21 protein-coding genes and 1 riboswitch are annotated in these 25,117 nt (G+C 57.1%); of the genes, 6 read left to right on the forward strand and 15 right to left on the reverse strand.

Annotated elements, in window-relative coordinates; all coding sequences use genetic code 11:
* The first annotated feature begins 7 nt into the window (after positions 1-7).
* Together AC1XYH_RS01640 and AC1XYH_RS01645 are read left to right on the forward strand one after the other, a co-directional pair.
* On the forward strand, positions 8-694 hold the full coding sequence (locus AC1XYH_RS01640) for an energy-coupling factor ABC transporter permease (RefSeq protein ID WP_483324933.1): 687 nt from the start codon (positions 8-10) through the stop codon (positions 692-694).
* 59 nt (positions 695-753) lie between these two features.
* Positions 754-969, forward strand: coding sequence for a hypothetical protein (locus AC1XYH_RS01645; RefSeq protein WP_483324934.1), 216 nt, complete (start codon positions 754-756; stop codon positions 967-969).
* A 53-nt stretch (positions 970-1,022) separates the two neighbouring features.
* On the opposite strand, the gene AC1XYH_RS01650 is transcribed toward AC1XYH_RS01645, so the two are convergent.
* Positions 1,023-1,730 (reverse strand): SIMPL domain-containing protein, encoded by a 708-nt coding sequence (locus AC1XYH_RS01650; protein WP_483324935.1) that lies wholly within the window; start codon positions 1,728-1,730, stop codon positions 1,023-1,025.
* 152 nt (positions 1,731-1,882) lie between these two features.
* Between AC1XYH_RS01650 and AC1XYH_RS01655 the strand changes: the two genes are divergently transcribed.
* Complete coding sequence (locus AC1XYH_RS01655) at positions 1,883-3,160, forward strand: ATP-binding protein (protein WP_483326277.1); 1,278 nt, start codon at positions 1,883-1,885, stop codon at positions 3,158-3,160.
* Entirely contained in the window at positions 3,150-3,704 is a 555-nt protein-coding gene (locus tag AC1XYH_RS01660; RefSeq protein WP_483324936.1) for a response regulator transcription factor, read from the forward strand. Before AC1XYH_RS01655 ends, AC1XYH_RS01660 begins: the two co-directional genes overlap by 11 nt.
* A gap of 86 nt (positions 3,705-3,790) precedes the next feature.
* Here AC1XYH_RS01660 and AC1XYH_RS01665 read toward each other — a convergent pair whose 3' ends face one another.
* The gene (locus tag AC1XYH_RS01665; RefSeq protein ID WP_483324937.1) at positions 3,791-4,633 is read right to left on the reverse strand and encodes a Tim44 domain-containing protein; all 843 of its coding nucleotides are present in this window, start codon (positions 4,631-4,633) and stop codon (positions 3,791-3,793) included.
* Positions 4,634-4,745: 112 nt separating this feature from the next.
* Between AC1XYH_RS01665 and AC1XYH_RS01670 the strand changes: the two genes are divergently transcribed.
* Positions 4,746-5,777 (forward strand): Leu/Phe/Val dehydrogenase, encoded by a 1,032-nt coding sequence (locus AC1XYH_RS01670; RefSeq protein ID WP_483324938.1) that lies wholly within the window; start codon positions 4,746-4,748, stop codon positions 5,775-5,777.
* A gap of 65 nt (positions 5,778-5,842) precedes the next feature.
* Here AC1XYH_RS01670 and AC1XYH_RS01675 read toward each other — a convergent pair whose 3' ends face one another.
* From AC1XYH_RS01675 to AC1XYH_RS01735, 13 genes are all read right to left on the reverse strand, one after another.
* A complete protein-coding gene (locus tag AC1XYH_RS01675; RefSeq protein ID WP_483324939.1) occupies positions 5,843-6,661 on the reverse strand; it encodes an SDR family oxidoreductase in 819 nt (272 codons plus the stop codon).
* A gap of 18 nt (positions 6,662-6,679) precedes the next feature.
* Positions 6,680-7,144, reverse strand: a complete 465-nt coding sequence (locus AC1XYH_RS01680) for a hypothetical protein (protein WP_483324940.1) — start codon at positions 7,142-7,144, stop codon at positions 6,680-6,682.
* 59 nt (positions 7,145-7,203) lie between these two features.
* Entirely contained in the window at positions 7,204-7,998 is a 795-nt protein-coding gene (locus tag AC1XYH_RS01685; protein WP_483324941.1) for a TatD family hydrolase, read from the reverse strand.
* Positions 7,999-8,094: 96 nt separating this feature from the next.
* Complete coding sequence (locus AC1XYH_RS01690; protein ID WP_483324942.1) at positions 8,095-9,684, reverse strand: peptide chain release factor 3; 1,590 nt, start codon at positions 9,682-9,684, stop codon at positions 8,095-8,097.
* A 131-nt stretch (positions 9,685-9,815) separates the two neighbouring features.
* Positions 9,816-13,688 carry a DUF1631 family protein gene (locus AC1XYH_RS01695; protein ID WP_483324943.1) on the reverse strand — a complete coding sequence of 1,291 codons (3,873 nt, stop codon included), beginning with the start codon at positions 13,686-13,688 and terminating at the stop codon, positions 9,816-9,818.
* Positions 13,689-13,774: 86 nt separating this feature from the next.
* Positions 13,775-15,577: an allophanate hydrolase gene (gene atzF, locus AC1XYH_RS01700; RefSeq protein ID WP_483324944.1), complete on the reverse strand. Its 1,803-nt coding sequence runs from the start codon at positions 15,575-15,577 to the stop codon at positions 13,775-13,777.
* Positions 15,574-19,188, reverse strand: a complete 3,615-nt coding sequence (uca, locus tag AC1XYH_RS01705) for an urea carboxylase (protein WP_483324945.1) — start codon at positions 19,186-19,188, stop codon at positions 15,574-15,576. Before uca ends, atzF begins: the two co-directional genes overlap by 4 nt.
* An 88-nt stretch (positions 19,189-19,276) precedes the next feature.
* Positions 19,277-19,918, reverse strand: coding sequence for an urea amidolyase associated protein UAAP2 (locus tag AC1XYH_RS01710; RefSeq protein ID WP_483324946.1), 642 nt, complete (start codon positions 19,916-19,918; stop codon positions 19,277-19,279).
* 11 nt (positions 19,919-19,929) lie between these two features.
* Entirely contained in the window at positions 19,930-20,646 is a 717-nt protein-coding gene (locus AC1XYH_RS01715; RefSeq protein ID WP_483324947.1) for an urea amidolyase associated protein UAAP1, read from the reverse strand.
* Positions 20,647-20,673: 27 nt separating this feature from the next.
* Positions 20,674-21,456 carry an ABC transporter ATP-binding protein gene (locus tag AC1XYH_RS01720; protein ID WP_483324948.1) on the reverse strand — a complete coding sequence of 261 codons (783 nt, stop codon included), beginning with the start codon at positions 21,454-21,456 and terminating at the stop codon, positions 20,674-20,676.
* Positions 21,453-22,274 carry an ABC transporter permease gene (locus AC1XYH_RS01725; protein WP_483324949.1) on the reverse strand — a complete coding sequence of 274 codons (822 nt, stop codon included), beginning with the start codon at positions 22,272-22,274 and terminating at the stop codon, positions 21,453-21,455. The genes AC1XYH_RS01720 and AC1XYH_RS01725 overlap by 4 nt, the downstream gene beginning before the upstream one ends.
* Before the next feature lie 52 nt (positions 22,275-22,326).
* Entirely contained in the window at positions 22,327-23,355 is a 1,029-nt protein-coding gene (locus AC1XYH_RS01730) for a putative urea ABC transporter substrate-binding protein (RefSeq protein WP_483324950.1), read from the reverse strand.
* Between the two features lie 53 nt (positions 23,356-23,408).
* A riboswitch (guanidine-I (ykkC/yxkD leader) is annotated at positions 23,409-23,510 on the reverse strand.
* A 247-nt stretch (positions 23,511-23,757) separates the two neighbouring features.
* Complete coding sequence (locus AC1XYH_RS01735) at positions 23,758-24,171, reverse strand: winged helix-turn-helix transcriptional regulator (protein ID WP_483324951.1); 414 nt, start codon at positions 24,169-24,171, stop codon at positions 23,758-23,760.
* A 184-nt stretch (positions 24,172-24,355) separates the two neighbouring features.
* Here AC1XYH_RS01735 and AC1XYH_RS01740 point away from each other — a divergent pair, with 184 nt between their 5' ends.
* On the forward strand, positions 24,356-24,976 hold the full coding sequence (locus tag AC1XYH_RS01740; RefSeq protein WP_483324952.1) for a hypothetical protein: 621 nt from the start codon (positions 24,356-24,358) through the stop codon (positions 24,974-24,976).
* The last annotated feature ends 141 nt before the right edge of the window (positions 24,977-25,117 follow it).

The following is a 25,117-nucleotide window of genomic DNA, read 5'->3' on the forward strand; positions in this document are numbered from 1 at the left end:
GTTGCTCATGCTCTCTGCTGCGTTGTTGACGTCTAGCCAACTGCTGCTCTGTGCGCTGCTTTATGCACTCGCGCTGCTGTGGGCGCTGAAGCGGGTGCGTTGGGTCGAGCTGATCACTGATAGTCGGCGTCAACACCTGTTTTTTGGCAGCGTTTTCGCGCTGTTTGCGCTTTGGCTGGTGCGCCGCGAATTCGACAATGGCCTGACCGTGCACTTTATTGGGCTGACTGCGGTGATGCTGATACTCGATTGGCCACTGGCGATTGTGGCTGGCAGCCTGGCTCAGCTCGGGCTTTGCCTCTTGGGGCTGGACGATCTTTCTGCCCTGGGTGCCAATGGTCTGTTACGTATACTGGTGCCGGTTAGTATTACACTTCTGCTGAGCCGCACGCTGGAGTCCTTTCAGCCGCGTAATCTTTTCCTTTATATTTTTATCAGCGGTTTTTTTGCTGCAGGCTTGGCTGCTGCCGCTACTGTGCTCGTGGGTATAGGGCTGTTGCAGTGGTCGGGCAGCATTCAGGCACCGAATAGTATTTTCGAGCTATTTGGATATCTGTTATTGGTGATGTTTCCGGAGGGCTTTATCAACGGCACCGCGGTGGCCGCACTAATTGTGTTTTATCCTGACTGGGTAGACACCTTCAACAGCGACCGCTACCTGCAGGAACCCTTTGATTCCAACGATAAACCCTGAGACAGATCAACATACTGGCGTGGGTTGCGTGATGAAATGCAGTTTTAAGGAGAGCGAGAATGTCGGCATACAAAGTGGCAAAGGCGGTGATGGCTCAGGGTGTTGAGCAGGCGTTAGCTGAGGGTTACGACGAACAGGCGTTTGCGCGGGCGATGATGACGGAAGTGATCGCGGTTTATCGTCGTGCCCGTAGCATGGATGACATTGCCAGCGAGCTTAAATTTCAGGCGGATAATCTTGACGAGGATCAAGAGTACGCTTTTATGCGGCCTTGAAAGGGCAGCTTCAAAACTGAGCTGCGCGTACGCAGCTCAGTACGCAGTTCAGATCAAAGGCCCTGAACTTCGATGGTGCCATCGGCACTGACGGTGACATCGGATTGTCCACCCTCTACCTCTGGGCTGCTCATTTCCATGTCAGCGGCCATCGCCATTTTTTGCTGCCCACGGTAGCGCATAGGCTGCATGAACTGGGTGTTGAGGTTCAGGTTGACGATTTTGTAGCCGGCCCCGCCAAGGCTGCGTGTAACAATGTTGGCACGTGACTTGAAAGCTTCGATCGCGTCAGCAACCAAGGTGTCTTCGGTGCTGCTGCGGCTCTCGGCGGACAAGCTGAACTGCATGTCTGCTAGGCTGAGATCGCCTAGCAGCTCGCCAGTCAGCGTTGAGATGGCGGCAAAGTCGCTGCCCTCAATAATAATTTCGCCGCGCTCCCGCCAACCAATGATGTTCTCGCGCTTTTCGTCGTAGACCGGCTGGCTGCTGCGGTTGCCGCTGCTGACTTCAACCTTGTCCTGCGCGCGCGCCGCTTTTAATCCGTCGTTCAAGGTGCGGGTAATCTGCTCGGCCAGTCTGGCTGGATCTTTATCCTGCGCCTCGGTAAATAGCGTCACGCGCATGGTGTCATGGTTGACCGACTGTTCAACCTGCGCATGCAGTGAAACCTGGTTGTAGCGCATCGGCTCCGCCTGGACGCCGGCGGCCAGCAGGCTCATGCCAAGCATGAGGCCGGATAAAGGAAGGTGAAGTGAACGCATAAAGTGGGTCTCCTTGGTAATAGTGAATCAGACATGATCGAGTTGCACTGGTTCCACTCTCCCCTGAATCGCTGCATTGTGCGACCCTGTGTCGCGCGAGGCGGCGGCCCCACGCGCCTATACTGGAGTCTGGTATGTCCAAGCGATCATTCATGAGCCCAAATACCCTGGCCTTGTCGCCATCACGTCAGAACCTCTGGCGCCTTATTCTCATTCGTTTGTTGGTGTTGCTGGCGCAGAGTGTGTCGGTGATGGCTGCGTACCTTAGCGGCTGGCTAAGTTTACCTTGGGGGCCTTTGCTGCTGGCGCTTGGTGGGTCTGCGCTGGTCAGTATTTTAACGCTGCTGCGGCTTGGCCGTGGTTGGCCGGTTACCAGTATCGAATATGCCTTGCAGCTGTTGTTCGACATGTTTATTCATAGCGTGCTGTTGTACTACTCGGGCGGGCCGACCAACCCTTTTGTCTCTTATTACTTGGTGCCCCTGACCATTGCGGCTGCCACTTTGCCGTGGTTCTTCACCGCCGTGCTGGCAGTTGTAGCGGTCACTTCCTACAGCGCATTGTTGGTGTGGTATGTGCCGCTGGCGGCCTTCGATATTCCCCTCGGCGGTGGCTTGGTAAGCCTGCACGTGATCGGTATGTGGCTTAACTTCGCGATGAGCGCCGGTTTGATCAGTCTGTTCGTTGTGCGTATGGCGGATGCGTTACGTCAGCATGCCGGCAGACTCGCGGAACGCCGAGAGCAGAGTATTCGCGACGCTCAGTTACTGGGCATCGCCAGTGTCGCGGCGGGCGCGGCGCATGAACTGTCAACGCCACTGTCGACCATGAGCGTATTACTCAAGGATTTGAGAAAGGACTACGCAGACCCCGCGTTGCAAGAGGATCTGGCGTTGCTGCAGGAGCAGGTCAAGCTTTGCAAGGAGAGCCTGCAGCACATGGTGCGCAGCGCTGAAGATAACCGCCGTCAGCCAGAAAGAGTGGAGCCTGCCGATGACTGGCTGCGGGCAATGTTGGCACGTTGGCAATTGATGCGCCCGGAGGTGTCATGGCAATGGCAGCCGCTGCCGGCAGGAGAAGTACCTAGTCTTCAGGCCAGTCCGGAGCTGGGGCAGGCGATGTTGAACCTGTTGAATAATGCCGCCGATGCCTGTCCTGAGGGGATTCGCATCAGCCTTGCATGGGATCAACGCTGCATTACGCTGAGTATTCACGACCGGGGCCCCGGCGTGCCGTTACACATTGCCGAGCAACTGGGTACCGCCTTTTTGACCACCAAGGGCAAAAAAGGCTTTGGCCTTGGTTTGTTTTTAAGTCAGGCAGCGGTTGAACGAATAGGCGGCACGGTAAGGCTATTTAATCAGGATGAAGGTGGTACCTTGACCGAAGTGAAATTGCCGATTGCACAGGAGATCAGGCATGAGCGATGAGTTGACCCCGGAAGAGCAGCCGTTGCTGCTGTTGGTGGATGATGATCCAACGTTTACCAGGGTGCTTGCCCGGGCGCTGAGCCGACGTGGTCTGCGGGTAGACACAGCGGGTGGCGCCGAAGAAGCGATGCAAATTGCACGCGAGCGGCAGCCGGATTTTGCCGTGCTTGATCTGAAGATGGAAGGTGACTCCGGGCTAGTACTGATGCCTCGTCTACTGGAGCTCTACCCCGACCTGAAGATTGTCATCCTTACCGGCTATTCCAGCATTGCCACTGCGGTAGAAGCGATCAAGCGCGGGGCTTGCAACTATCTGTGCAAGCCCGCCGACGCGGATGACGTGCTGACTGCGCTGTTGTCTGATCAGGCTGACCCGGAGACGCTTGTGCCTGATCACCCGATGTCGGTTGACCGGCTGCAATGGGAGCACATTCAACGGGTATTGGCCGAGCACGATGGCAATATCTCAGCGACGGCGCGTGCGCTGGGTATGCACCGGCGCACACTGCAGCGCAAGTTGCAGAAGCGGCCTGTCAGGCGCTGATAAGCTTCAATCAACAAAAAAAGCCCGAACCGATCTCCGGCACGGGCTTCTCACTTTTTCTAGCTTCTAGCGCGCCCGAGGCGCGCTCAGTTCTGCCTGATCCCGGTAATGATCCATGGTTGACCTTCCCCGTCGGCGCGTTCTAGCGCCCAGCTTTCGTCAAACCGATGTCCGGGGTCTTCAGCACTGTCGCGGTCTAGGCCGGTAAAGCTAACCGTCACCAGTGTCCGCCCCTGGGTCTGGCTAATCCCATCCAAGCGAACGTCGAGTTCGTCGACAAAGCCGTTGGCGGTAGGTGGTTGTTCCTCGCGTGCCTGTATTAGTTGTGTCAGCAGCTGCGGGTTGAGATATTCGGCCATGCCGGCAGTGTCGCCGTCGCGCCAATGACGCTGCAGGGTGTAAAAGTGCTCTGTGGCGGCGCGCAGAAACAGCTCCGCATCAAACCAGGCCGGTGCATCCTGTTGCGCGGGTTCAGTGCGAAACTGAGTGCTGGCGGCTGTCGCTGCCTCGTACTGCGGCGATGCTTCGCGTTGCAAGGGTGCACCACCGGCCGGTTGCAACTGTGGCTGCTGGCGGCGGCTGAACAATTTGAACAGCACGAAAGCAATCAATCCGAGGATCAGAATGTCGAATAGCTGGAAGCCTTCGAAGCCATCGCCAAAAAACATCGAGGCCAGCAGCCCACCAGCGGCGATACCGGCCAGCGGTCCGAGCCAGCGACTGGCACCCGAGCTAGCGGCTGCGGCGCCGGTTTGCTTGCCTGCTGCGGCTTGTTGATCACGCGGAGCCTGCTGGCGCTGAGCTGGCTGGCTCTGATGGCTCGGTGTGCTGCCGAAGCTTTTGCCACCGCCCATGCGACGGGCTTCAGCGTCGGGCACGCTGACGGTGATCATCAGTAATACGGTTAGAAAGGGCATTAGCCAGCGCATGTTTCACTTCTCCGGATTTAAGAGCTGCTAGTTTGCCAAAGCGTCACGGGTAACGAATAGGATTAGTGTGTATTGTTGTTTCAGACAACCAGCAAAAGCAGGAGAGGCCTAAATGTTCACAGCAATGCGGGCGGAGCGTATGCAGGGGCTGCATTTCTTTTCAGACCAGGCAAGTGGGCTGGAAGCTATTGTTGCTATCCATAACACGCACCTTGGGCCGGCGCTGGGTGGCTGCCGTTACCTTCCCTACAATAGCCTTGATGATGCGGTTGCCGACGCCATGCGTTTGGCCCGCGGCATGAGCTACAAAGCCGCGTTGGCTGGCCTGGATCAGGGCGGCGGCAAAGCCGTCATTCTGCGACCGCCACACGTGGCCAATCGCGCGGCGCTGTTCGAAGCTTTTGGTCGCTGTATCGAATCCTTGCGCGGTGGCTATATCACCGCCATGGACAGCGGCACAAGCAGCGCCGATATGGACTGCATTGCCCAGCAAACCGGCCATGTGACCAGCACCACTGAGGCGGGTGATCCGTCACCGCATACGGCATTGGGTGTCATGGCCGGCGTGCGCGCTGCAGTGCGGGCTCGATTGGGGCAGGACAGCCTCAGCGGTGTGCGTATTACCGTGCAAGGTCTGGGCAACGTAGGCTATGCGCTAGCGCAGCTACTGCACGCCGAAGGCGCCGAACTTATGGTTAGTGATCTGGATCATGGCAAGGTACGCCTTGCTGAAGAGGAACTGGATGCACAACCGCTGGCGCTAGACGCGGTATACGAGGCGCCCTGCGATATTTTCTCGCCTTGCGGATTGGGCGGCGCGATCAATCAGCGCAGCATTGGACTGTTGCGCTGCGCTGCTGTGGCCGGCGCAGCCAATAACCAATTGATTGATATCGATATGGCTGACCAACTGGACGCTCGAGGCATTCTCTATGCCCCGGATTATGTGATTAACGCGGGTGGATTGCTGCATGTGGCGTTGACTCATAACGGCGTCGCGCACGGCGAAATCGCCGCACGGGTCAAACAGATCGGTGAGCGTCTGGACAGCATTTTTGCGCAAAGCAAAGGCGAGGGTCGCTCGCCGGCTGAGGTGGCAGACCGGCAGGCAGAACGGATTATTTATCCCGAAGCCGGGTTTTGATCAGGTAAAGCTGCCAGCTGCTTACGACTGGCGCGCTTACGCGCCAGACATAGCCCCGCCGTCGGTCACTCCAGTTTGAAGCGCTTACGCATGCGTTTGTCGAGGATCGATAGGGGCAGCCAGCGCTTCAGCCGCACCATGCTACGAGCGCTATGACCGATCAATGCCTGTTCTGGGCGCACCGGGTTTTTTACGTAACCGAGTAATTCCTTGGCGAAGTCTGCAGCGCTGGTGGACTTGGCGTTCTGCGAGGCTTTGGCGCGCGCCTGCACGGCTTTTTCCCAGGGTTTGAACCAGGATGTTTCTGCCATGGTGATGGCGGCGCTGGCGTTATTCCCGAAGTCTGAAGCAATTGCGCCTGGCAGCACGGTCAGCACCTGAACACCGAACGGATGCAACTCCATGCGTAGCGCGTCAGAGATGGCGTGCAAAGCAGCTTTGGAAGCGCAGTAGACACCTGAGAAGGGCGTGGTGGTAACCCCGGACACGCTACCTATATTAACGATCAGCCCTTTGCTGCTGCGTAGCAATTCAGCGTTGTCACGGACCATTTGTAGCGGCGCAAATACGTTGGTATCAAATTGCTTGAGCAGGGTGTCGTGATCGGCATCCATGATCGGACCCATGGCACCGTAGCCAGCGTTGTTGATCAGCAGATCCAGTCGACCGGCTTCGCTGCGCAAACGTTCGGCGCAAGCCAGCCGTTGCTCAGTGTTATTCACATCCAGCGTCACTGCTATCGCGCCACGTGCTACCAGCGGCGCCAAGGTGTCCGGATTGCGGGCAGTAGCCCAGACCTGATAACCGGCATCCAGGCAGCAGTGGGCTAATGCTTGGCCGATGCCGGTAGAACATCCGGTTATCAACGCAACTTCTTGAGTCATCTTTATTGTCCTTGTTGGTTATTTGATGAATTCTGCGCTGACCGCGTCGACGCGGTATTCCAGCTCGGCTTCGCGATAACCGCTTCGCAGGCGCGGCACGCTGTAGCACAGCAGTTGTTGTTCTCCTGATGCCAGTCGAGCCGCACTGGTGAATTCCTGGGCTACTCCGGCATCCAGCAAATTTGTGTTTTGGCCGGGCTGACTGGCAACCAGCTGCCACTGAATGTGTTCCGCTGCATAGCTACTCTGGTTGCTGATGCGCACGGCCAGGGGTTTACCAAACTCGCATTGCTGCGGTTGGTAACTCAGGTCAAAGGCCAGCTGGTCTAGCCGTTGCCCCTGCTGCCATTGCAACAAGCCCATGACCAGCCCCAACAGCAAGCCCAAACCCGCTACCACGCCACTGACCGGCAGCATCACGCGCGGAAAGCGCAGCAGCAGAACAAGCCAGACCAAAAAAATGGCAGCGCCTAAAAATGGCATGGATCTGTCTCCTTGGTGGGCTAGCTAAACAAGGCTCCGACTGTAACAGACAGCCCCGCTCACGACACTGGCGTGGTGGCCCAGTCGAATAATTCACAGCTGTTATGCCAGCACTGCTCGGTGAACTCTTGCAGTGGCTGTTTTCGCAGCTCAGCCAGAAGCCTGGCGATCTTTGGTAGGTGCTGCGGGCTGTTGCGCAGCCCAGCGGCAAATTGGGGCGGCATATCCGGTGAGTCCGTTTCCAGCACCATGCTGTTGGCCGGCAGGTTCGCGACGGTTCGATGCAGTCGTTTGGCCTGGGGCCAGGTGGCGGCACCGCCAAGACCCAGCTTGAAACCCAGTTTAATGTACTCCTGCGCCTCTTCCAGGCTGCCAGAGAAGGCGTGGATGATACCGCCGCGTTTGAGCTTATAACGTTTTAACGTGGCAATGCACTGGGCGTGGGCGCGGCGCACATGCAGCAGCGCCGGTAGCTCAAAGTCGGCAGCTAACGCCAGCTGTTGTTCAAACAACTGTTGTTGTGCTTCGCGGTCGGGGTTATCGATGAAAAAGTCCAGCCCGAACTCGCCCACCGCGCATAGCTTGTCGCTGCTTTTAGTGGCCTGCAATTGCACGCTTAACTGGGCAATGTGCTCTGGACGATGATGCTCAAGGAACATTGGGTGTAAACCAAAGGCGACATATAGCGCTCGGTGCTGCTGGCTTAACTGCCAGACCCGTTGCCAGTTATTAGCGCCGACGCCCAGCACCACCATGCGTTCGACACCAAGGCGTGCACAGTCATCCAGCACGGCTTCGCGGTCGTGATCGAAAACATTGAAATCGAGATGGGTGTGAGTATCTATGTAGCGCATGGGGTTAACGCTACGCGGGCAGCTGGCAAGCCGCAAGCTTCAAGCAAAAAGCCCGAACCTAACATCGGAACGGGCTGCATATTGCTTGCTTACGGGTCAGTGGTGTTCGCGCGTAGCGCGGAAGTTAATATCCGGCCAACGCTCTTCGGTCAGGCTGAGGTTGACGCGGGTAGGGGCCAGATAGGTGAGATGGCCGCCACCGTCGATGGCCAGGTTATCGGTTGCCTTGTTGCTGAACTCCTCCAGCTTCTTACGATCGCTGGAGCTGACCCAGCGGGCGGACCAGACGTTAATTGGCTCGTAAATGCACTCGACCTTGTATTCCTGTTGCAGCCGCGAAGCGACCACGTCGAACTGCAGAATGCCCACCGCGCCGAGGATGATGTCGTTGTTGCGCTCTGGGAAGAACACCTGAGTAGCGCCTTCTTCGGCCAATTCCTGCAAACCCTGACGCAGCTGCTTGGACTTCAGCGGATCCTTAAGGCGCACGCGACGGAACAGTTCCGGGGCGAAGTGCGGAATACCGGTAAAGCCAATTTTTTCGCCTTCGGTAAATGTGTCGCCAATCTGAATGGTGCCGTGGTTGTGCAGACCGATAATATCGCCGGCCCAGGCCTCTTCCAAGTGCTCGCGTTCGGCGGCGAAGAAGGTCAGTGCATCGGCAATGCGCACGTCTTTGCCGGTGCGCACATGATGCAGTTTCATACCTTTTTCATAGCGCCCGGAGCAGATGCGCACGAAGGCAATGCGGTCGCGGTGCTTGGGATCCATATTCGCCTGAATCTTGAATACGAAGCCGCTGAAGGTAGGTTCGGTTGGCGTAACGGTACGTTCGTGGCTATCGCGCGATTGTGGCTTGGGAGCCCAGTCGACGATGGCATCGAGCACCTGATCAACGCCGAAGTTGCCCAGTGCAGTACCAAAAAATACCGGAGTCATTTCACCGCGCAGAAACGCATCGTGGTCAAATGCGTGGCAAGCGCCTTGTACTAACTCCAGTTGCTCTACGAAGTCATCGTAGAGGTCGCCAAGATGGGCACGGGCTTCGTCCGAGTCCAGCTTGTCGATGATTTTGGTTTCAGTCCGCTCGTGGCCATGACCCGATTGGTAAACGATGATGCAGTCGCGCTCCAGGTGATAAACACCTTTGAAGTCGCGATAGCAGCCAATCGGCCAAGTGATTGGGGCGGCTTTGATGTTGAGGACTTCTTCAATCTCGTCAAGCAGTTCGATCGGATCACGAATGTCACGGTCGAGTTTGTTGACGAAGCTGACGATAGGCGTATCGCGCAGGCGGCAGACGTCCATCAGTGCGATGGTGCGCGGCTCAACGCCTTTACCGCCATCGAGCACCATCAAGGCAGAGTCAACCGCAGTCAGTGTGCGGTAGGTGTCTTCCGAGAAGTCTTCGTGACCGGGAGTATCGAGCAGGTTGATCATGCTGTCGCGGTAGGGAAACTGCATGACCGAGGTGGTGACCGAAATACCCCGTTCCTTTTCCATCGCCATCCAGTCCGAGGTTGCATGGCGGTCGGACTTACGCGACTTTACCGTACCCGCGATGCTGATCGCCTGGCCCATCAACAACAGGCGCTCGGTGATGGTGGTCTTACCCGCGTCGGGGTGAGAAATAATGGCGAAAGTGCGGCGCTTACCGACTTCCTGCTGTATTGGGGAGTTCGACATCAGTAGAGGTATTCCAGGTCTGTACGCGACAAGCAGCGCAGCTATTGACGATATTGGGCGCCATTTTCCCTGATCGCGTCGGCTTTAACAATCGAACGCGGTAAAAGCCGTCAACTGGGCCCGAACTGGCCTCAGGCTGGCTCGGTACCCTGCAGGTTTTGCTGGCGTAGATTCAATTCGTCGAGCATCACCGGCATACCAAATTGATAGCCCTGAGCATAATCCACACCGACATGGGTCACGGTGCTGAGAATCTCCGGGCTGCTGACATACTCGGCGATGACTTTCTTTTTGAGGTAATGGCCCATTTCAGTGATGGATTTGACCAGTGCGTAATCGACGTCGTTGGTATTGATGTCACGCACGAAGGCACCATCAATCTTAATAAAATCAACCGGTAGGCGCTTTAGGTAGGAGTAGGAAGATTGGCCTACGCCAAAGTCGTCGAGCGAGAAGCGGCAGCCGATGCTACGCATCTCCTTGATGAAGTCTGCGGCGTCGTCCAGATTGGTTACTGCGGTGGTTTCGGTGATTTCGAACACCAACTTGTCGCGCCGCACCGGATAACGCACTAGTGCATCGAAGATGAAGTCGAGGAAGGTTTCATCATTCATGCTGTGGCCGGACAAGTTGACTGAGAAGCCACCAAACAAGTGCAGTTCGTCCTCATTCTGGTGCATCCATTGCAGCACATGCTCTACCACCCAGCGATCCACGTCGGCCATACGGTTGTATTCCTCGGCAACCTTGATGAACTCCGCCGGCGGGGAAGCCTCACCTTGCTCATCCAGCACGCTGAGCAGAACCTCATAGTGAGCGAGGGTGCGGGGGCTGCCATTGATGGGCATAATTTTCTGGCAGCGCAATTTCAGGTTGTCGTTATCCAGGGCACGGTTGATGCGGGTGACCCAGGCCATGACTTCATCCAGATTCTCCAGTGCTTGGTCACCAGGACGTATTACCTGCACATCTTTATAACCGGATTTCTTAGACAAGCTGGTGGCAGCCTCGACTGATCGTAGCAACTCCATGACCTTCTGGTTGCTGCGATCAAAGCCGACCAGTGCCAGCGCGCTGTTGATAACAAAGCTGTGCTCTTCGTATTCAAAGCGCTTTTCTTCTACCACCGCTTTAATTTCGCGAGCACTGCTGTAACCGAGGGTTTCAGCCTCTTCCGGCAGCAAGATAGCGAATTGGTCTGTGCCCATGCGGCCGACGGTGGCACTTCCTTTGAGAAAGCTCTTTAAACGTTGTGACAACTCGATCAGGAAGCTATCGCCAGCTTCGTAGCCGCTGGTGTTGTTGATCACCTTAAACTGCATAATGTCGATAAAGATCAGGCTGAAGTTGCTGTCGTCCTCGCTAGCGCTGGCTACTCGCTGCGCCATTGCTCTACAGAATTCCTTACGGGTAAGAAAGCCGGTGAGCGGGTCGTGGCATGAGTCGAAAGCGAGTTTGTCGTAGACCTTTTGCACCAGCGCATCGAGACCTTGCTCTACCGCTGGCAACGCGGCATCACTGAGTAGCACAAGGTTGCCATCGCGCAGCAGCGCGGCAACTCGCTCCAAGGGTAATTCGAGTTTTTGTGTGCCTTGGTGATTGGCGAAAACATACAAGCTGTCGTCGTCGGCGATCCAAGCAAGCTGCACGAGTTTTTCCTGCAGTTTGCCGTGGGTCAGCTCAAACCATTGCGAGGTTTTCAGTCCGCGCACGCGCTTGATCCAGCGTTGCAGTGCCAAACCGTTATCAGGGAGCGTGTCGAGACGCTCTTCCAGGCTAAGCTCCGGTGCGGCGGTTTGATAGAGTGCGAGGCTGACCTCGCTGGGGTCAGTCGCTAGCAACTGCTGTAACTGCGCCAGCAAGTCGCGCTGGCTAAGCTGGCCTTCCGGGATTTTCGATAAGCCCTTTTCCAGCAAGCGAATCAAATCTGCATCGTTCAGTGGCTTTTCAATGGCTGCCAACCGCTCGGCGTCGCGGTTGGCAGCCAGCTGTTCTATTACCTGTAAGGTGATCTCCCAAGAGCGACTAGCTACTCCTTCGCGTAAATAGCTCAGCCGCATCAGGTCGCGCCAGCCATTTTCAAGCAGCTCAATTACCGGCTGGGGCGCCGGCTCGGCCAGCATGCGGCTCAATTCATGTTGAATTTGACGGTTGGCGTGGCGTAGCCGCTGCTGTCCATCACAGCTTTGTCGGATGCGTTGTAAATTGCGCTCGATCAGACGTTTTTCGCGGCTGACCAATTGATCCAACTTATCGATGCTCTGGCTGAAGCCCTTGCCATCGGTCTTATCCGACAGAATGCTGCGAATGGCATCCAGGATCACCGGGGTGTTGGATGCCAGATTGGTGCTGCTTTTGTCGGATAGCAGCGCAATGTAGTTCAGCGCCTGCCTTGCGGGGTGTGACTCGGCGGCGAATATTTCCGGGTCCTGCAACATTGCCCGTAACAGCGGAACCTGGAGTTTGCTGAACTCATCACGCAGATCGGTGGTGATGCGGTCGCTCTGCATGATGCTGTCGAACAGCCCTTCAATGGTGTCGGCCGCATCGTGTTCCTGCTCGGAGAGCGCTTGGGTATTGCCCTTGGCTTGCTGCATCAACTCCTTGAGCGCACCGGGCTGATGCAGCTGCAGGTTGCCATTAAGTAGGTCTTCTTGCAGTTCGCCAAGTTGTTGTGCAGTTGCGCTGCGCTCTTCGGGCAGGCTTTCACTGTCAATCTTAGCGTCACCACGTGCTTGTCGGCGCAGCCCCATCAACTGGGTTACGGTGCCGTAAGCCGCCGCCGCAGGTGCTGTGGTTGGAACTGTATCGGTGGGTCGCGTCTGGTGGTCTTTGGTTTGAGTCGTTGGCTGCGCAGCTTTTGGGGCTGCTGCCGGTCCTTCTGCTGGCCGTGCGCTACCGGATTCACTCTCGGTTGCTGTCTGCTCAGGCGTCACCGGCACGGGACGCTTCAGGATCGCCTGTTCGGCTAGGTACTGGTTAACATCGATATCCGGCAGGATGTCGGCATCTATGAATACTTGATTCAGTTGCTGGTAGAAAACATGTAAGTCATTGAGCACGGTTTTTTGCAGTACTGAACACACCACCTGTAGTTGCGCATGCTGCAATCGTAAATGGTGAATCTGATCAAAAAAACTGTTGCACAGCGCTGCAGGTGAAAACGGGTTGTAAGTGCGCTTGCCATCGCGGTCGCCGAAGGCGGCGTCGACACGGATCTGCAGTTCTATAAGCGCTTCACGCAGCTTTAGTTCGACCTTGGAAATGGCCACGCGCACCAACAACCAGTCCTCAAAATCGTTCTTGGTGACCAACTCCAGCGGCGACGCACGCTTTTTGTCTGGCGTCTGGACCGTGCTTGCCGTGGCATCTCGGGCTTTGGTGAGCGCCATAGCCTCGGTAATCATGTTTTGGCTCAGGGCGGCGAAGATGGCTTGACGTTCCTTACGAAACTGTCTGATAGCAATAAAAAAGTGTTGTTGTTCGCCATTGTCGGATTGCTGATCGGCGGCGGCGAGCAACTCATGCTCGAGCTGATGACAGAAACCGGAATACTGCTGGCGCAAATAATTATGCAATACCGTCGAAGCGGCCTGCATGAGGGTTTTCTTGTGCCGCGGACTGAGGGTCGGTTGACTGCTGACCAGGTTGGTGCGCTCACTGCTGGTGTCTGCTTGAGCGGCGGACAAATGCTGTAGTACGCGATAGATAGACGGATCTGGGGCGTGCAGGCGAAGGCCAGCTCCCTGCTTGCTCAGGTGAATAATCGCAACCGGCAAACGCAGGTGTTGCTGTGCTTGGCGAAAGCTAACGCTCGCATCGCCGTGCTGTGCAACGAGCCGCTTGAGGCTATTAATGATGCTGCTTGCGATGGCGGCATCAAAGGTTATTTGTAAACCACTTTGGCTGTATTCGCTGATAGTGCAGTGATAGCTTTGTCCTTCCGCCACCGATAGCACGGCATCTACTGCACATATCTGGCGAGGGGACTTCCGTTTTTCCATGAACTGCACCCAGATTGACTACATGGTCACTGGCTAGTTTATGTGCTGTATTCAGAAATGTCTCCCCCCGCGTTTTTCGCGGCCTCTCAGGCGCTTTTCATATAGGCGCGCCAACCTCCCAGTGCAGAAATATCGCTGCTGCCTTCGAGTCCATAAGGTTCGCAAATGAAGCCACAGACCCAGCTATTATCGGCAATCTGCACCTTGCCGATACCCAGTGGCGCAGGGATGCCGGCCACAAAACTGCCAAACTCAGCCTTTGGAATCGACCAGATTTCCACGTCGATGGCGACCCCTTTGCTTTCATCGCGGATCAGACCCGGACGGAACGGTGGACCACCGGCCAGCGCGTACATTAGATAGTGCGGCGATGTTTGGGTGTGTTGTTTGAGCACGGCACCGCGCTCAACCAGTTGCCAGTTAAGCGGCAGCCCTTCGAGGTGTGCACCACAGACCAACACATCGATGCTGTCGGGGTTGCCGACCGGCTGGCCGCTGAGCGTGGGTTGCGGCAGATCAAGTGCGCCCTGGGGCAGGGGGAGTAGTTGCTGAATGCGGTTGGCAATGGACAGTAGCGCCCGGTCACTGAACGCCGGGCCTACCAGGGTTACGCCAAACGGTAGGCCTGCGTCGGTGAGCGCGGTCGGTACGGCGACGGAGGTCATGTCGACCAGATTCATGTAATTGGTGTAGTAGCCTAATTGGCTGTTATGCAGAATTGGCTCTGCCAGCATTTCAGCGATGGTAAATAAGCGGCCAGCGGTGGGCGTCAGCAGGCAGTCGAGACCGGCGAGTTGGTCATGACAGGCCTTTTTCAACTCTTCCAGACGGTATTGCGCCTTGAACAGTGCAGTGGCTGGTGGCTTGCCGCCGGGGGCGATAATCTCGCGCACCACGGGGAAAATTGCCTCGGGGTTGTCGTCGATCAGCGGCTGCGCTGCCAGGTAACGTTCGGTTACCCAAGGGCCTTCGTAAAGTAGCAACGCGGCCTCGTTGAAGGGCGTGTAGTCGATGGTGATCAGCTCAATGTCATCGGCGCTGAGCCTTTCTAGCGTGGCGGTATAAGCGGCGGCGTAGGCATCGTCGCCAAAGAATTTCAGTTGCTCTGGCGCCAGTACGCCAATCTTCAGCGCGCCTTTGCGTAGGCCGTATTGACGATTCTGGTTGTTGAAGGGATTGGCGCGGCTGTAGCCGTCACGCTGATCAACACCTTCGGCGCTGGCCAGTACGTTGTTGGCGTCGTCGCTGTTGAGGGCAAAAATGCTGATGCAGTCCAGGCTTCGGCAAGCCGGCACCAGACCGCTGGCGGAGAGCAGGCCGCGAGTCGGTTTCAGGCCAACCAGGTTATTGAAGCAGGCGGGTACACGACCGGAACCGGCAGTATCGGTACCCAAGCTGAAAGTGGCCAGACCCTTAGCAACCGAGACCGAAGAGCCGGCGCTGGAACCGCCACTGATGTAGTCAAAATCAAAGGCGTTGTGGCAGGGGCCGTGGGGTGATCGGGTGCCGTTCAAACCCGTAGCGAACTGGTCTAGATTAGTCTTGCCGACCGGAATTGCCCCAGCGTCGATCAGTTGCTGTACTACTTGCGACGATTCGGTGGGGGTATAGGCGAAAGCCTCGCAACCGTTGGTGGTTGGTATGCCGGCTAAGTCGATATTGTCCTTGATCGCAAAAGGCACGCCCCACAATGGCGTGGTGGCAGGGTCTTTGTCGGCCAGCGCTTGTAGATAGGGCTGCTGCTCGGCTTCGCTGAGCAGGTGAATCCAGATGTTGTGATCGGCGAGGGCGGCGGCCTGCTCGCGGATGCGGGCCAAAAGTGTGGCCGGGGTCAGACTGCCTTCGCTGTAGGCCTGTTTCAGACCGCTGATGCTCATATCAATTTTCATGCTGGGTTCTCCTGCGCAGCGTCCCGCAATACCACCAGCGGTTGGCCAGCGTGTACGCGGCCACCGGCCTGTTGCAATACGTGGGTAACGACGCCGTCGCACGGCGCCTGCAAAGGGATTTCCATTTTCATGGATTCGAGGATCAACAACACTTGGCCAGCCTTAACCTGGTCGCCAACCTTGACGGCGGCTTGCCACAGGCTACCCGACACCGGACTGTCGACACCGACGCTGTCTTCCGGCCAGCTGACGTTCTCGTCAGCGCTTTCCAATTCCTCGCTAACAAAATTGAACTGACCGTTGGCATGCCATTGGCGCAGTTCTTCAGCAAAGGCGGCGTTGCGTTGTTGCTTGAATGCGTCGATCTCTTCTGCGTTGTCAGCAATAAATGCTTCATGCTCGGAGAGACTGAAATGACTCTCTTCTATACGCAGTGGATAGCGTCCCTGGGGGAAGTCGCGGCGAATCTGTTGCAGCTCTTCGTTGCTTACTTCATAAAAGCGAATCTGGTCGAAGAAGCGCAAAAGCCAGGGTTTGCTGAACTCGCGCGTCTGGCGGTAGCGATTCCACATCTGCAAGGTGCGGCCGACGAACTGATAGCCGCCGGGGCCTTCCATGCCGTAAACGCACATATAAGAACCGCCGATGCCGACTGAGTTCTCTGCCGTCCAGGTACGCGCGGGGTTGTACTTGGTGGTCACCAGCCGGTGACGTGGGTCGGTCGGCGTCGCGACCGGCGCACCGAGATACACATCGCCCAGGCCCATCACCAGATAGGAGGCATCGAAAAGTACTTTTTTTACATCATCAATGCTGTCGAGCCCGTTGATGCGACGGATAAACTCCAGGTTGCTTGGGCACCAGGGCGCGTTGCTGCGCACTGACTGGGTATATTTCTCGATCGCCTGTTGGCAGGCCTCGTCATCCCAGGACAGCGGGATATGCACGATGCGCGACGGTACCGACAGTTCGTTAAGCCGCTCGGACAGTGCCCGCTCACCCTTGAGTAAATGCGCCAGTAGCGTCTCGTGGCTCAGCTGTTGGCTGTCGAAATGCATTTGCAGCGAGCGGATGCCCGGGGTCAGTTCGCGCAGGCCAGGCAGCGGATTCTGCTGCAGCCACTGCATCAATGCATGTGCGCGAAAACGCAGACGAATATCCAGAATCTGTTCGCCATACTCCACCAGCAGAAAGTGATCACCCGCCGCGCGGTAAACAATTTCATCGCCAAACTGCTCTGCGGGCAAGCGCTTGAGAATGGGGGTTTCGGGTGCCACGGGCTGCCATTCGATCGGCTGGGCCTGCAAAGCGTCGATCTCTGCAATTTGCGCTGCTTCCAACGCGACCGCCTGCTCAATGCTGATCGGAATGAAGCGCACCTTGTCGCCAGCGCGCAATTGGCCGAGTTTCCACAGGTCGGCGGTGATCACCGTGGCGGGGCAAACAAAGCCGCCCAATGACGGGCCGTCGGGTCCGAGGATGACCGGCATGTCACCCGTGAAGTCCACAGTGCCGAAAGCGTAGGCATTGTCGTGAATGTTCGAGGGGTGCAGGCCAGCTTCGCCGCCGTCCTTACGCGCCCATTCGGGCTTGGGGCCGATCAGCCGCACGCCGGTACGGCTGGAGTTGTAGTGAATCTCCCAGTCGGTATTGAAGAAGGTCTCTACATCCTCGCCAGTGAAAAAGTCTGGCGCGCCGTGCGGTCCGTAGATGACGCGTACGTCCCATTGGTTACTGATGCTCGGCCGCAAAGCGTCCGGCACGGTGGCGGCGGCAACGCTGCTAGCGCTGTTATCCAGATGTAACACGTCACCGGTGCGTAGCGCGCGGCCGTTGTGGCCACCGAACTTGCCCAGCGTAAAGGTCGACTTTGACCCCAGGTAATCGGGGCATTGCACGCCTCCGAGCACGCTCAAGTAAGCACGGGTGCCGGACTCCTTGATGCGGCCCAGGGTCAGAGTCTGGCCAGCGGCAACATCAATGATCTGCCAGAAGGCAACGGGCTGATCGTCCAGTCGCGCGTCCAGTGGAGCACCACTGAGCACAATTTGAGAGGCGTTGGCGAACCGTAACGTTGGGCCTTGCAGAGTGATTTCCAGACCTGCAGCGTCTTTGGCGTTGTTCAGCAGACGATTGCCAAGCCGGAAGGCATAGCTATCGAACGGGCCGGAGGGCGGCACGCCCACATCCCAACTACCGGCACGGCCCGGAAAATCCTGGATGGTGGTTTGGGTGCCGCCGGCCAGTACGTCGATGCGTGCCGGGCTGTAGCGGAAGCTGTTCAGATAGCGCGTGGTCACCTCACCGGCTGCCAGTACCGGATCACGGCTCAAGGCGCGCAGATAGTCCAGGTTGGTTTCGCTGCCATACAAGCGGGTAGCGTCCAGGGTGCTTTGCAGCTTGCTCAGCGCCTGCTCGCGGGTATCGGCATGCACAATAACCTTGGCCAGCATGGGGTCAAAGTAAGCGGGCACTTCCAGTCCGGACTCGATCCAGTGGTCAATGCGAATGCCGTCGCCGGATGGGAAAATAACTTCGCTGAGCAGGCCGGCGCAGGGCTGAAAGTCGCGGAAAGGGTCTTCGGCATACAGACGTACCTGAATCGCGTGACCTTGCGGTTGAAGATTGCCTCGCTGTGCATCCAGATCCGGCGCATCACCGGCGGCCAAACGGATCATCCACTCGACCAGATCAACGCCATAAACCTCTTCGGTCACGCCGTGCTCAACCTGCAAGCGGGTATTCACTTCAAGAAAGTAAAACTCGTGGCTGTCGGCGTCGTAGATGAACTCCACGGTCCCGGCATTGCGGTAACCGATGCTGCACAGCAGCTTCTCGGCGGTGCTATGCAGCTCGTTGCGCACCGCGTCGGTGAGATTGGGCGCAGGGCATTCCTCTACCACCTTCTGGTTACGGCGCTGGCTAGAGCAGTCACGCTCTCCCAAGGCCAATGCTTTGCCTGCGCCGTCACCGAACATCTGTACTTCTATGTGCCGAGCGCGAGCGATGAATTTCTCCAGGAACACGCCATCGTCGGCGAAGTTGCTGGCGCCGAGGCGCTTGACGCTGTCGAATGCACCGTTCAATTCTTCTAGGGTATGGCACAACTGCATACCGATGCCGCCGCCGCCGGCAGTACTTTTCAGCATGATGGGATAACCGATACGCTCGGCGGCTTCCTGCGCAGCACTCAAGTCTTTCAGTAGATCGGTGCCGGGCAGCAGCGGTACGCCAGCCTTCTCGGCCAAATCACGGGCGCGGTGCTTGAGACCAAAGGCCAGCATCTGCTCAGGAGTAGGGCCAACAAAGGCGATGCCCTCCGCCTCGCAGCGGCGCACGAAACCGGCGTTCTCGCTGAGAAAACCGTAACCGGGGTGTATGGCTTGGGCGCCCGTCTTGGCGGCAATGGCAAGCAACTTATCGATCTGCAGGTAGGTATCAGCAGCGGCGCCGTCACCTAGACAGTAGGCTTCATCGGCCAGGCGTACGTGCAGGCTTTCAGCGTCGCACTCGGCGTAGACTGCGACCGAGCCAATACCCAGACGGCGCAGGGTGCGAATAATGCGGGTGGCGATGGCGCCACGGTTGGCAATCAATACTTTATTGAACATCACTCTAGCCTTTGCCGGGCCGTCCCAGGCTGCATATACGACAGTGGTCGTCCACTGAAGCAGGTGAATCTCGGTCGTTACAGCTGACTCATTTGTCCCATACCAGCATCTCAACCGGCGTCGGGTTGTAACCGTTGCAGGGATTGTTCAGCTGTGGACAGTTGGAGATCAGCACTACCACATCCATCAGCGCGGTCAGTTCTACGTACTTGCCTGCGCCGGAAATACCGTCTTCAAAGGTCAGGCCGCCATCGCTGGTGACCGGCACGTTCATGAAGAAGTTGATGTTGTGGGTGATGTCGCGTTTGCTGATGCCGTAATCGGGGTTTTCGGCGACCGCGAGCATCCAGCTGTCGCGGCAGGAGTGCATGCAGCGTTTTTCCAGGTCGTAGCGGATGGTGTTGCTTTCGCTGGCGCAAGCGCCGCCCAGGGTGTCGTGCCGGCCACAGGTGTCGGCTACGATTTCCAGCATGGGGTTGTTTTCATTGGAGCGAATCACCGAGCCGGCGGTCAGGTAGACATTGCCCTGCTCGCGGATGGTATCGGTGACGCTATAGCGCTCAACCGGGTTGGCGGCGCTGAAAAACAGCGTGTCGGCGGCCTGATTGCCTTCCAGGTCGAGCAGGCGCAGGGTCTGGCCGGCCTTGACGGTGCCGATGTAATAATCGCCGGCGCCGATGGTGCTGCGTTGCGAGGCTGTCTCGGATTGACGTGAGCTGGTTTTGATCATGGTGTTCTCGCTTACTTGCCTAGGTGATACAGGGCGTTATTCATGAAGCCGCGCTGGTTTTCCGGGCGGAAGTTACGGCAGTAGTCGTCATCGTCTACCGGGTCGGCCGGGCTCAGTTCAATCTGCACCGGGTTGTAGGGGTAGGCTTCGGCGTTGTTGAGTGGGTGCGGGCAGGTGTGCAGCAGCACCAGGGTGTCCATCTCGAAGCGCAAGACCACTTGGCTGCCAGGCTTGCTGTGTTGGCCGTCGAGCGTCATGTTGCCTTCGTCGTCCGTGCCGATCTTACTGAATAGATTCAGGTTGGCGGCCATGTCGGCGCGACCCAATCCGTACTTGGCCAGCTCAACCAGAAAGGCGTCGTAGCCGTTCTGGTGCCACTCATTACGGTCGCGCTGATAATCGCGCTGGCCCCAACGAGCCTTGATTTGCTCGGCGTTGCTGTTGCCGCACACGGTTTCGTGCCAGCCGAGGCTGTCTTCAATGATTGAGGCGAACACCCGACCCATGTCGGAGTACAGGCAGTTGCCTTTGCTCAGCTTGAATGTGTGCTGGCCCTTGAGGGTATCCGGGGCGTTATAGCGCTCCAGCAGGTTCTCCGGGTTGTAGAGCAGCATGCCAACGTTGGCGCCGCCGTTGAGGTCGGTCAGGCGCATTTGCATGCCTTTACGCACGCGCAGGGACCAGTGGCTGGCGCCGGGGATTTCTGTGCTGTAGTGATTCATGCTCATTGCCGTTGTCTCCGTATCGGGTTGCTATCAACCGGCCTTTTCGGCCAGCAGTGGCGCAATGGTTTCAGCGGTCGTTTTCGCTGCCGGTTGCCGGGCTTTGCTGTTGACCGGCAAGTCATAAGTGATGGTTGCGCCAAACGCTTGCGGGGCGTGTGGGTCCTGGCGGACTTTGTCGAACACCCAGAGGCGGGTGCCGAGATAAAAACCTTCTTTAATATCGTGAGTAACCATGAAGATGGTCAGCTTGTGTTCTTTCCACAGCCGCAAAACCAGTTCGTGCATATCCGCACGGATACCCGGGTCGAGCGCACCGAATGGCTCGTCGAGCAGCAGAATGCGTGGCTTGCCGAGCAGTGCCTGGGCAATCGCCAGGCGCTGTTTCATACCGCCCGACAGCTCGTGCGGATATTTTTGCAGTGCATGCCCCAAGCCCACTTCGTTGAGCATGGCTTCGGCGTCCTTGCGCGCTTGCTTGCGCTTGGTGCCGAACAGATAACCCGTCAAGCCACGCTGAGCAAAGCCGACGGCGGACATCACGTTATCCAGCACGGTCATGTGCGGGAACACGGAATACTGCTGGAAGACGATGCCGCGATCCGGGCCCGGTTCATCGGCTATGGGTTTACCGTCAAGCAGCAGCTCGCCGCTGGTAGGCGACTCGGTACCCAGCAGCATTTTCAGGAAGGTACTCTTGCCGCAGCCCGAAGCACCGACCAGCGTGACGAACTCGCCCTCTTTAACGTTGACGTTCAAACGCTCAAGAACGGGGTTGCCGTCGTAACTTTTGCCCAGGTTGTTAACTTCAATCATGAGTTGCCTCCTTGAACGTTCCAAGGGAACAGTCGGCGGCTCAGGGTCGCCAGCAGCCAATCGAACAGAAAGGCCAGCAGGGTGATCCAGGCGACATAGGGCAGGATGACGTCCATCGACATGTAGCGACGTACCAAAAAGATGCGGTAGCCGAGGCCGTCCGTAGAGGCTATAGCCTCAGCCGCGATCAGGAACAGCCAACCAGCGCCCATCGACAAGCGCACCGCATCGATCAGTTTGGGCATCAATTGCGGCAGCAATACGCGAACCATGATCTGGCTGGTATTGGCGCCCAGTGTCTGTGCTTTGACGAGCTGTTCGCTGGGTATCTCTTGCGTGCGGCGTTGCAGGTCGCGGGCAATGAACGGGGTGATGCCCAGTACGATGAGCATCACCTTGGACAGCTCACCCAGACCAAAAATGATGAACAGCACCGGCAGTATCGCCAGTGGCGGGATAAGCGAAATCACCGTCAGCAAGGGGCTCATGCTGGCGTTGATGACGGGCAGGGCACCGGTCAGTAGTCCAATTGCCAGTCCGACGCTGGCGGCGATCGCCACGCCCATGCCGAGGCGTTTAAGGCTGCTGGCGGTATCTACCCAGAACACGTAATCGCCGCTGCGTTTGCTGGGTTCCAGCGCCATTCGGTCAATCGCGGCGCCCATCTGGCTGAAGGACGGCAGCAACTTGTCGTTAGGGTTCGCTTCCAGGCGCGCGTCGGAGGCCACTATGTATACCAGCAACAGGAGCACGAACGGCAGCAACGCGATAAACATGCGGGTTGCTGGCGCGGGAGATAGATTGATCAGTCGCTTCATAGTGTTTCCTTGCGTCGGGGGCAAGCGCCCCCGGTGGATTCAGCGGGTCGGATTACAGTTGGCCGTCTGCCGCGAGCTGCATGTAGCTAGGATCAAAGCGCAACTTGATGTTGTTTTTATCGCCCAATACACCAGAGGGCGTGCTGATACCGACAAAACCCGCATCAGGCGCGCCTTCACCGAGCAGGCCGTGGTCGAAGGAGAACTCTGCGACGTACTGCATGGTGGTTTTCAACGCGCTGTCGTTGGTCAGTGCTAACGCCTGTTGTGGGGTATAGAACATTTCAGTGCTGTCGAGCTGGGCCTGATAGCCAGCCAAATCGGTGCCTGAAGCTTCAGCCAGATAGGTGCGCACGGCCTCGTCGGCTTGCATCTTGGCCATGATTTCGTACCAGGCACCGGTCAACGCTTTGCCCAATTTTGGATTGGCGTTCAGGGTGTCGGTGTTAACGACCAGCAAATCGATGATTTCACCGGGAATTTGCGCCGAGTCAAATACCTTGTGGCTGTCCGGTTGGCTGGAAATTTGGTTGAGTAGTGGGTTCCAGGTAGCGACTGAGGTGACGTCGTCAGTGCCATAGGCAGCAACTAAATCTGCGTCAGAGGTGTTGACCACCTGCACGTCGGCTTCCTTCATGCCGACCGTTTCCAGCGCGCGGGCTAGCAGGTAGTGCGAGACGCTCAGCTCTACCAGATTGACGTTCTGGCCCTTGATGTCGGACAACTGATCCTTGCCCTTGAGCACGATGCCATCGTTGCCGTTGGAGAAGTCACCGACGATCAGCGCGGTACTGTCAACACCGCCAGCAGCCGGGATGGTTAGGGCATCCATATTGGTCATGGTGCAGGCGTCAAACTGGCCAGCGGTGTACTGGTTGATCGATTCGATGTAGTCGTTGATCTGCACGACCTCAATGTCGATGTCGTACTTGTCTGCCCATTTTTTTACGATGCCAGACTCGTCGCCGTAAGCCCAAGGCATCCAGCCGACGTAGATCGACCAGCAGACCTTAAAGCTATCTTGTGCCTGCACGGTGGAGGAAAGCAGAAGGGATAGAACCAGTGCGGAAAGCTTTTTCATCTTGAACCTCTCAATCAGTGACACGCGGAGCACTCCTGGCGGTTACGCCAATCGTCTCCCGGGCTTTTATCCCGCCGTGTAACCTTTGCTTGAAAGGTCGAGTGCTCTCGGACCAGTCACTGAGCAGATCAGCCGGAACCCTAGCGCTCTATTTGCAAATTGTGTGTTGCGCCTGCTTTAAGGAGTGCGAACACTTCTTCTAAAGCAAATAGCAGACCAGAGTTGAACGTTTCACTCTACGGCACCTGTTGGCGCGGTGTTTGGCGGGGGTAGGGCAGATGGATACCTGCGCTTGTTGCTCTATATTGGTGCGCTGGCGGTCTGGTGAGCGTTTTCGGTGCAAGATTTGTTGATAGCTAAAGTAGGCTGGCGGGTCGCTTCGCTGTGCTGTGGCTATGGCGACTACTTATGCTCCCAGCCCGTTTCTATGTCCTTTATCAGGCCTAGTTTGTCGGCTTCAAGCCGTTTCAGTAGTGCCTCAGGGGCATTGGTTTGAGGATCATATCTCCCGCTCCACTGGGTGATTTCCATCATGATCGGCAACAAGTCACGACCTTTGCGAGTCAGAGAATAAATCAATTTGGAGCGATTTTCGTCGCTCACCTCTTTGCTGACAATGCCCAGGGATTCGAGACGCCGCAAACGGTCAGCGAGAATGTTGGTAGAGATTTTTTCGTTGGAGGAAAGAAACTCGTTAAATGATGTTTTGGCCTTGAACATCAAATCGCGAATGATCAACAGCGTCCATTTGTCGCCAAACGACTCAAGGGCGTAATTGATCGGGCAATGCGAGCGGCTGGGGAAATCTTCCGACATTTGCTGGGGCACCTTCATTCATTATCGGTAGAAATACTAGCACCGGCGCATGGGCAGCTAAAGCAGCAGGTTAAACCATCGAGTTTGCTGCCTTTGAGTTTGTGAGCGGTTTGAATTGAAAAGAGCTTGCAAAATGCAAGTGCTTTGGCGCAAGGTAAGTTCAACCTCCCTAGAGCATTCTCCCATGCCAGCCATACGCCCAGTGTTTATCGTCGCTGCGCTAGCCGTCGTACTCATGCTAACCACGTTTTTCTGGTACCGAGGCAGCGGTTCGCCTCTTACGGAGCACGAGATCAACGCCTACCAGACACGTATCGACGCTTTGCCCGCTGCAACGCGCGGCTTTTTGCAGGGTATGGATGTGCTTGCATTTATGCGTGGCGACGACGGCAGGGCCGTTCACGTAGTGAATCTTTTCCAGTTGAACACTGCTTCGGCTGCACCAGACAGCCTGTCGGGTGAGGAATCACTCGCGCGCTTTAGCCGTTCGATGCTGCCCATCTGGCTGAAGCACGGCGGCTATCCGGTATTTTCCATGCCGGTTGCGGCCACGGGTGAAGCGCAGCCCTGGGAGTTTGTCAGCGTGGTGCGTTACCGCAGCCGCCGGGACTTTATGGAAGTGGTTCTCGACGAGGGCTACCGGCAAGCGCTGCCCGACCGTCTGGCGGCCAGCAAGTTGAATTTGCGCGTGGCGAGCAGCGGCAATGAGTTTCCCCGCCCGTTAGTGCTGCTGTTCGCGCTGTCGGTCGCGGTTTTGAGTTTTACCTATCTGCTCGAAGTGCGGCGCAGCAAGCACGCCGCATAAAACGCCGCAGCCATCCCAAGCCAGGCGTAATGATGAGCCCGCGCTTCATCTCACGCTTTGCTGATCGGTTTGCCTGATCAATTGCTTGGCGCGTGCCATAGCGTGTGAGGGTTTTGGTGCCGCGCGAGTGCACAGCAGTAG

The sequence above is a fragment of the Pseudomonas sp. GW-45 genome, from assembly GCF_056896675.1.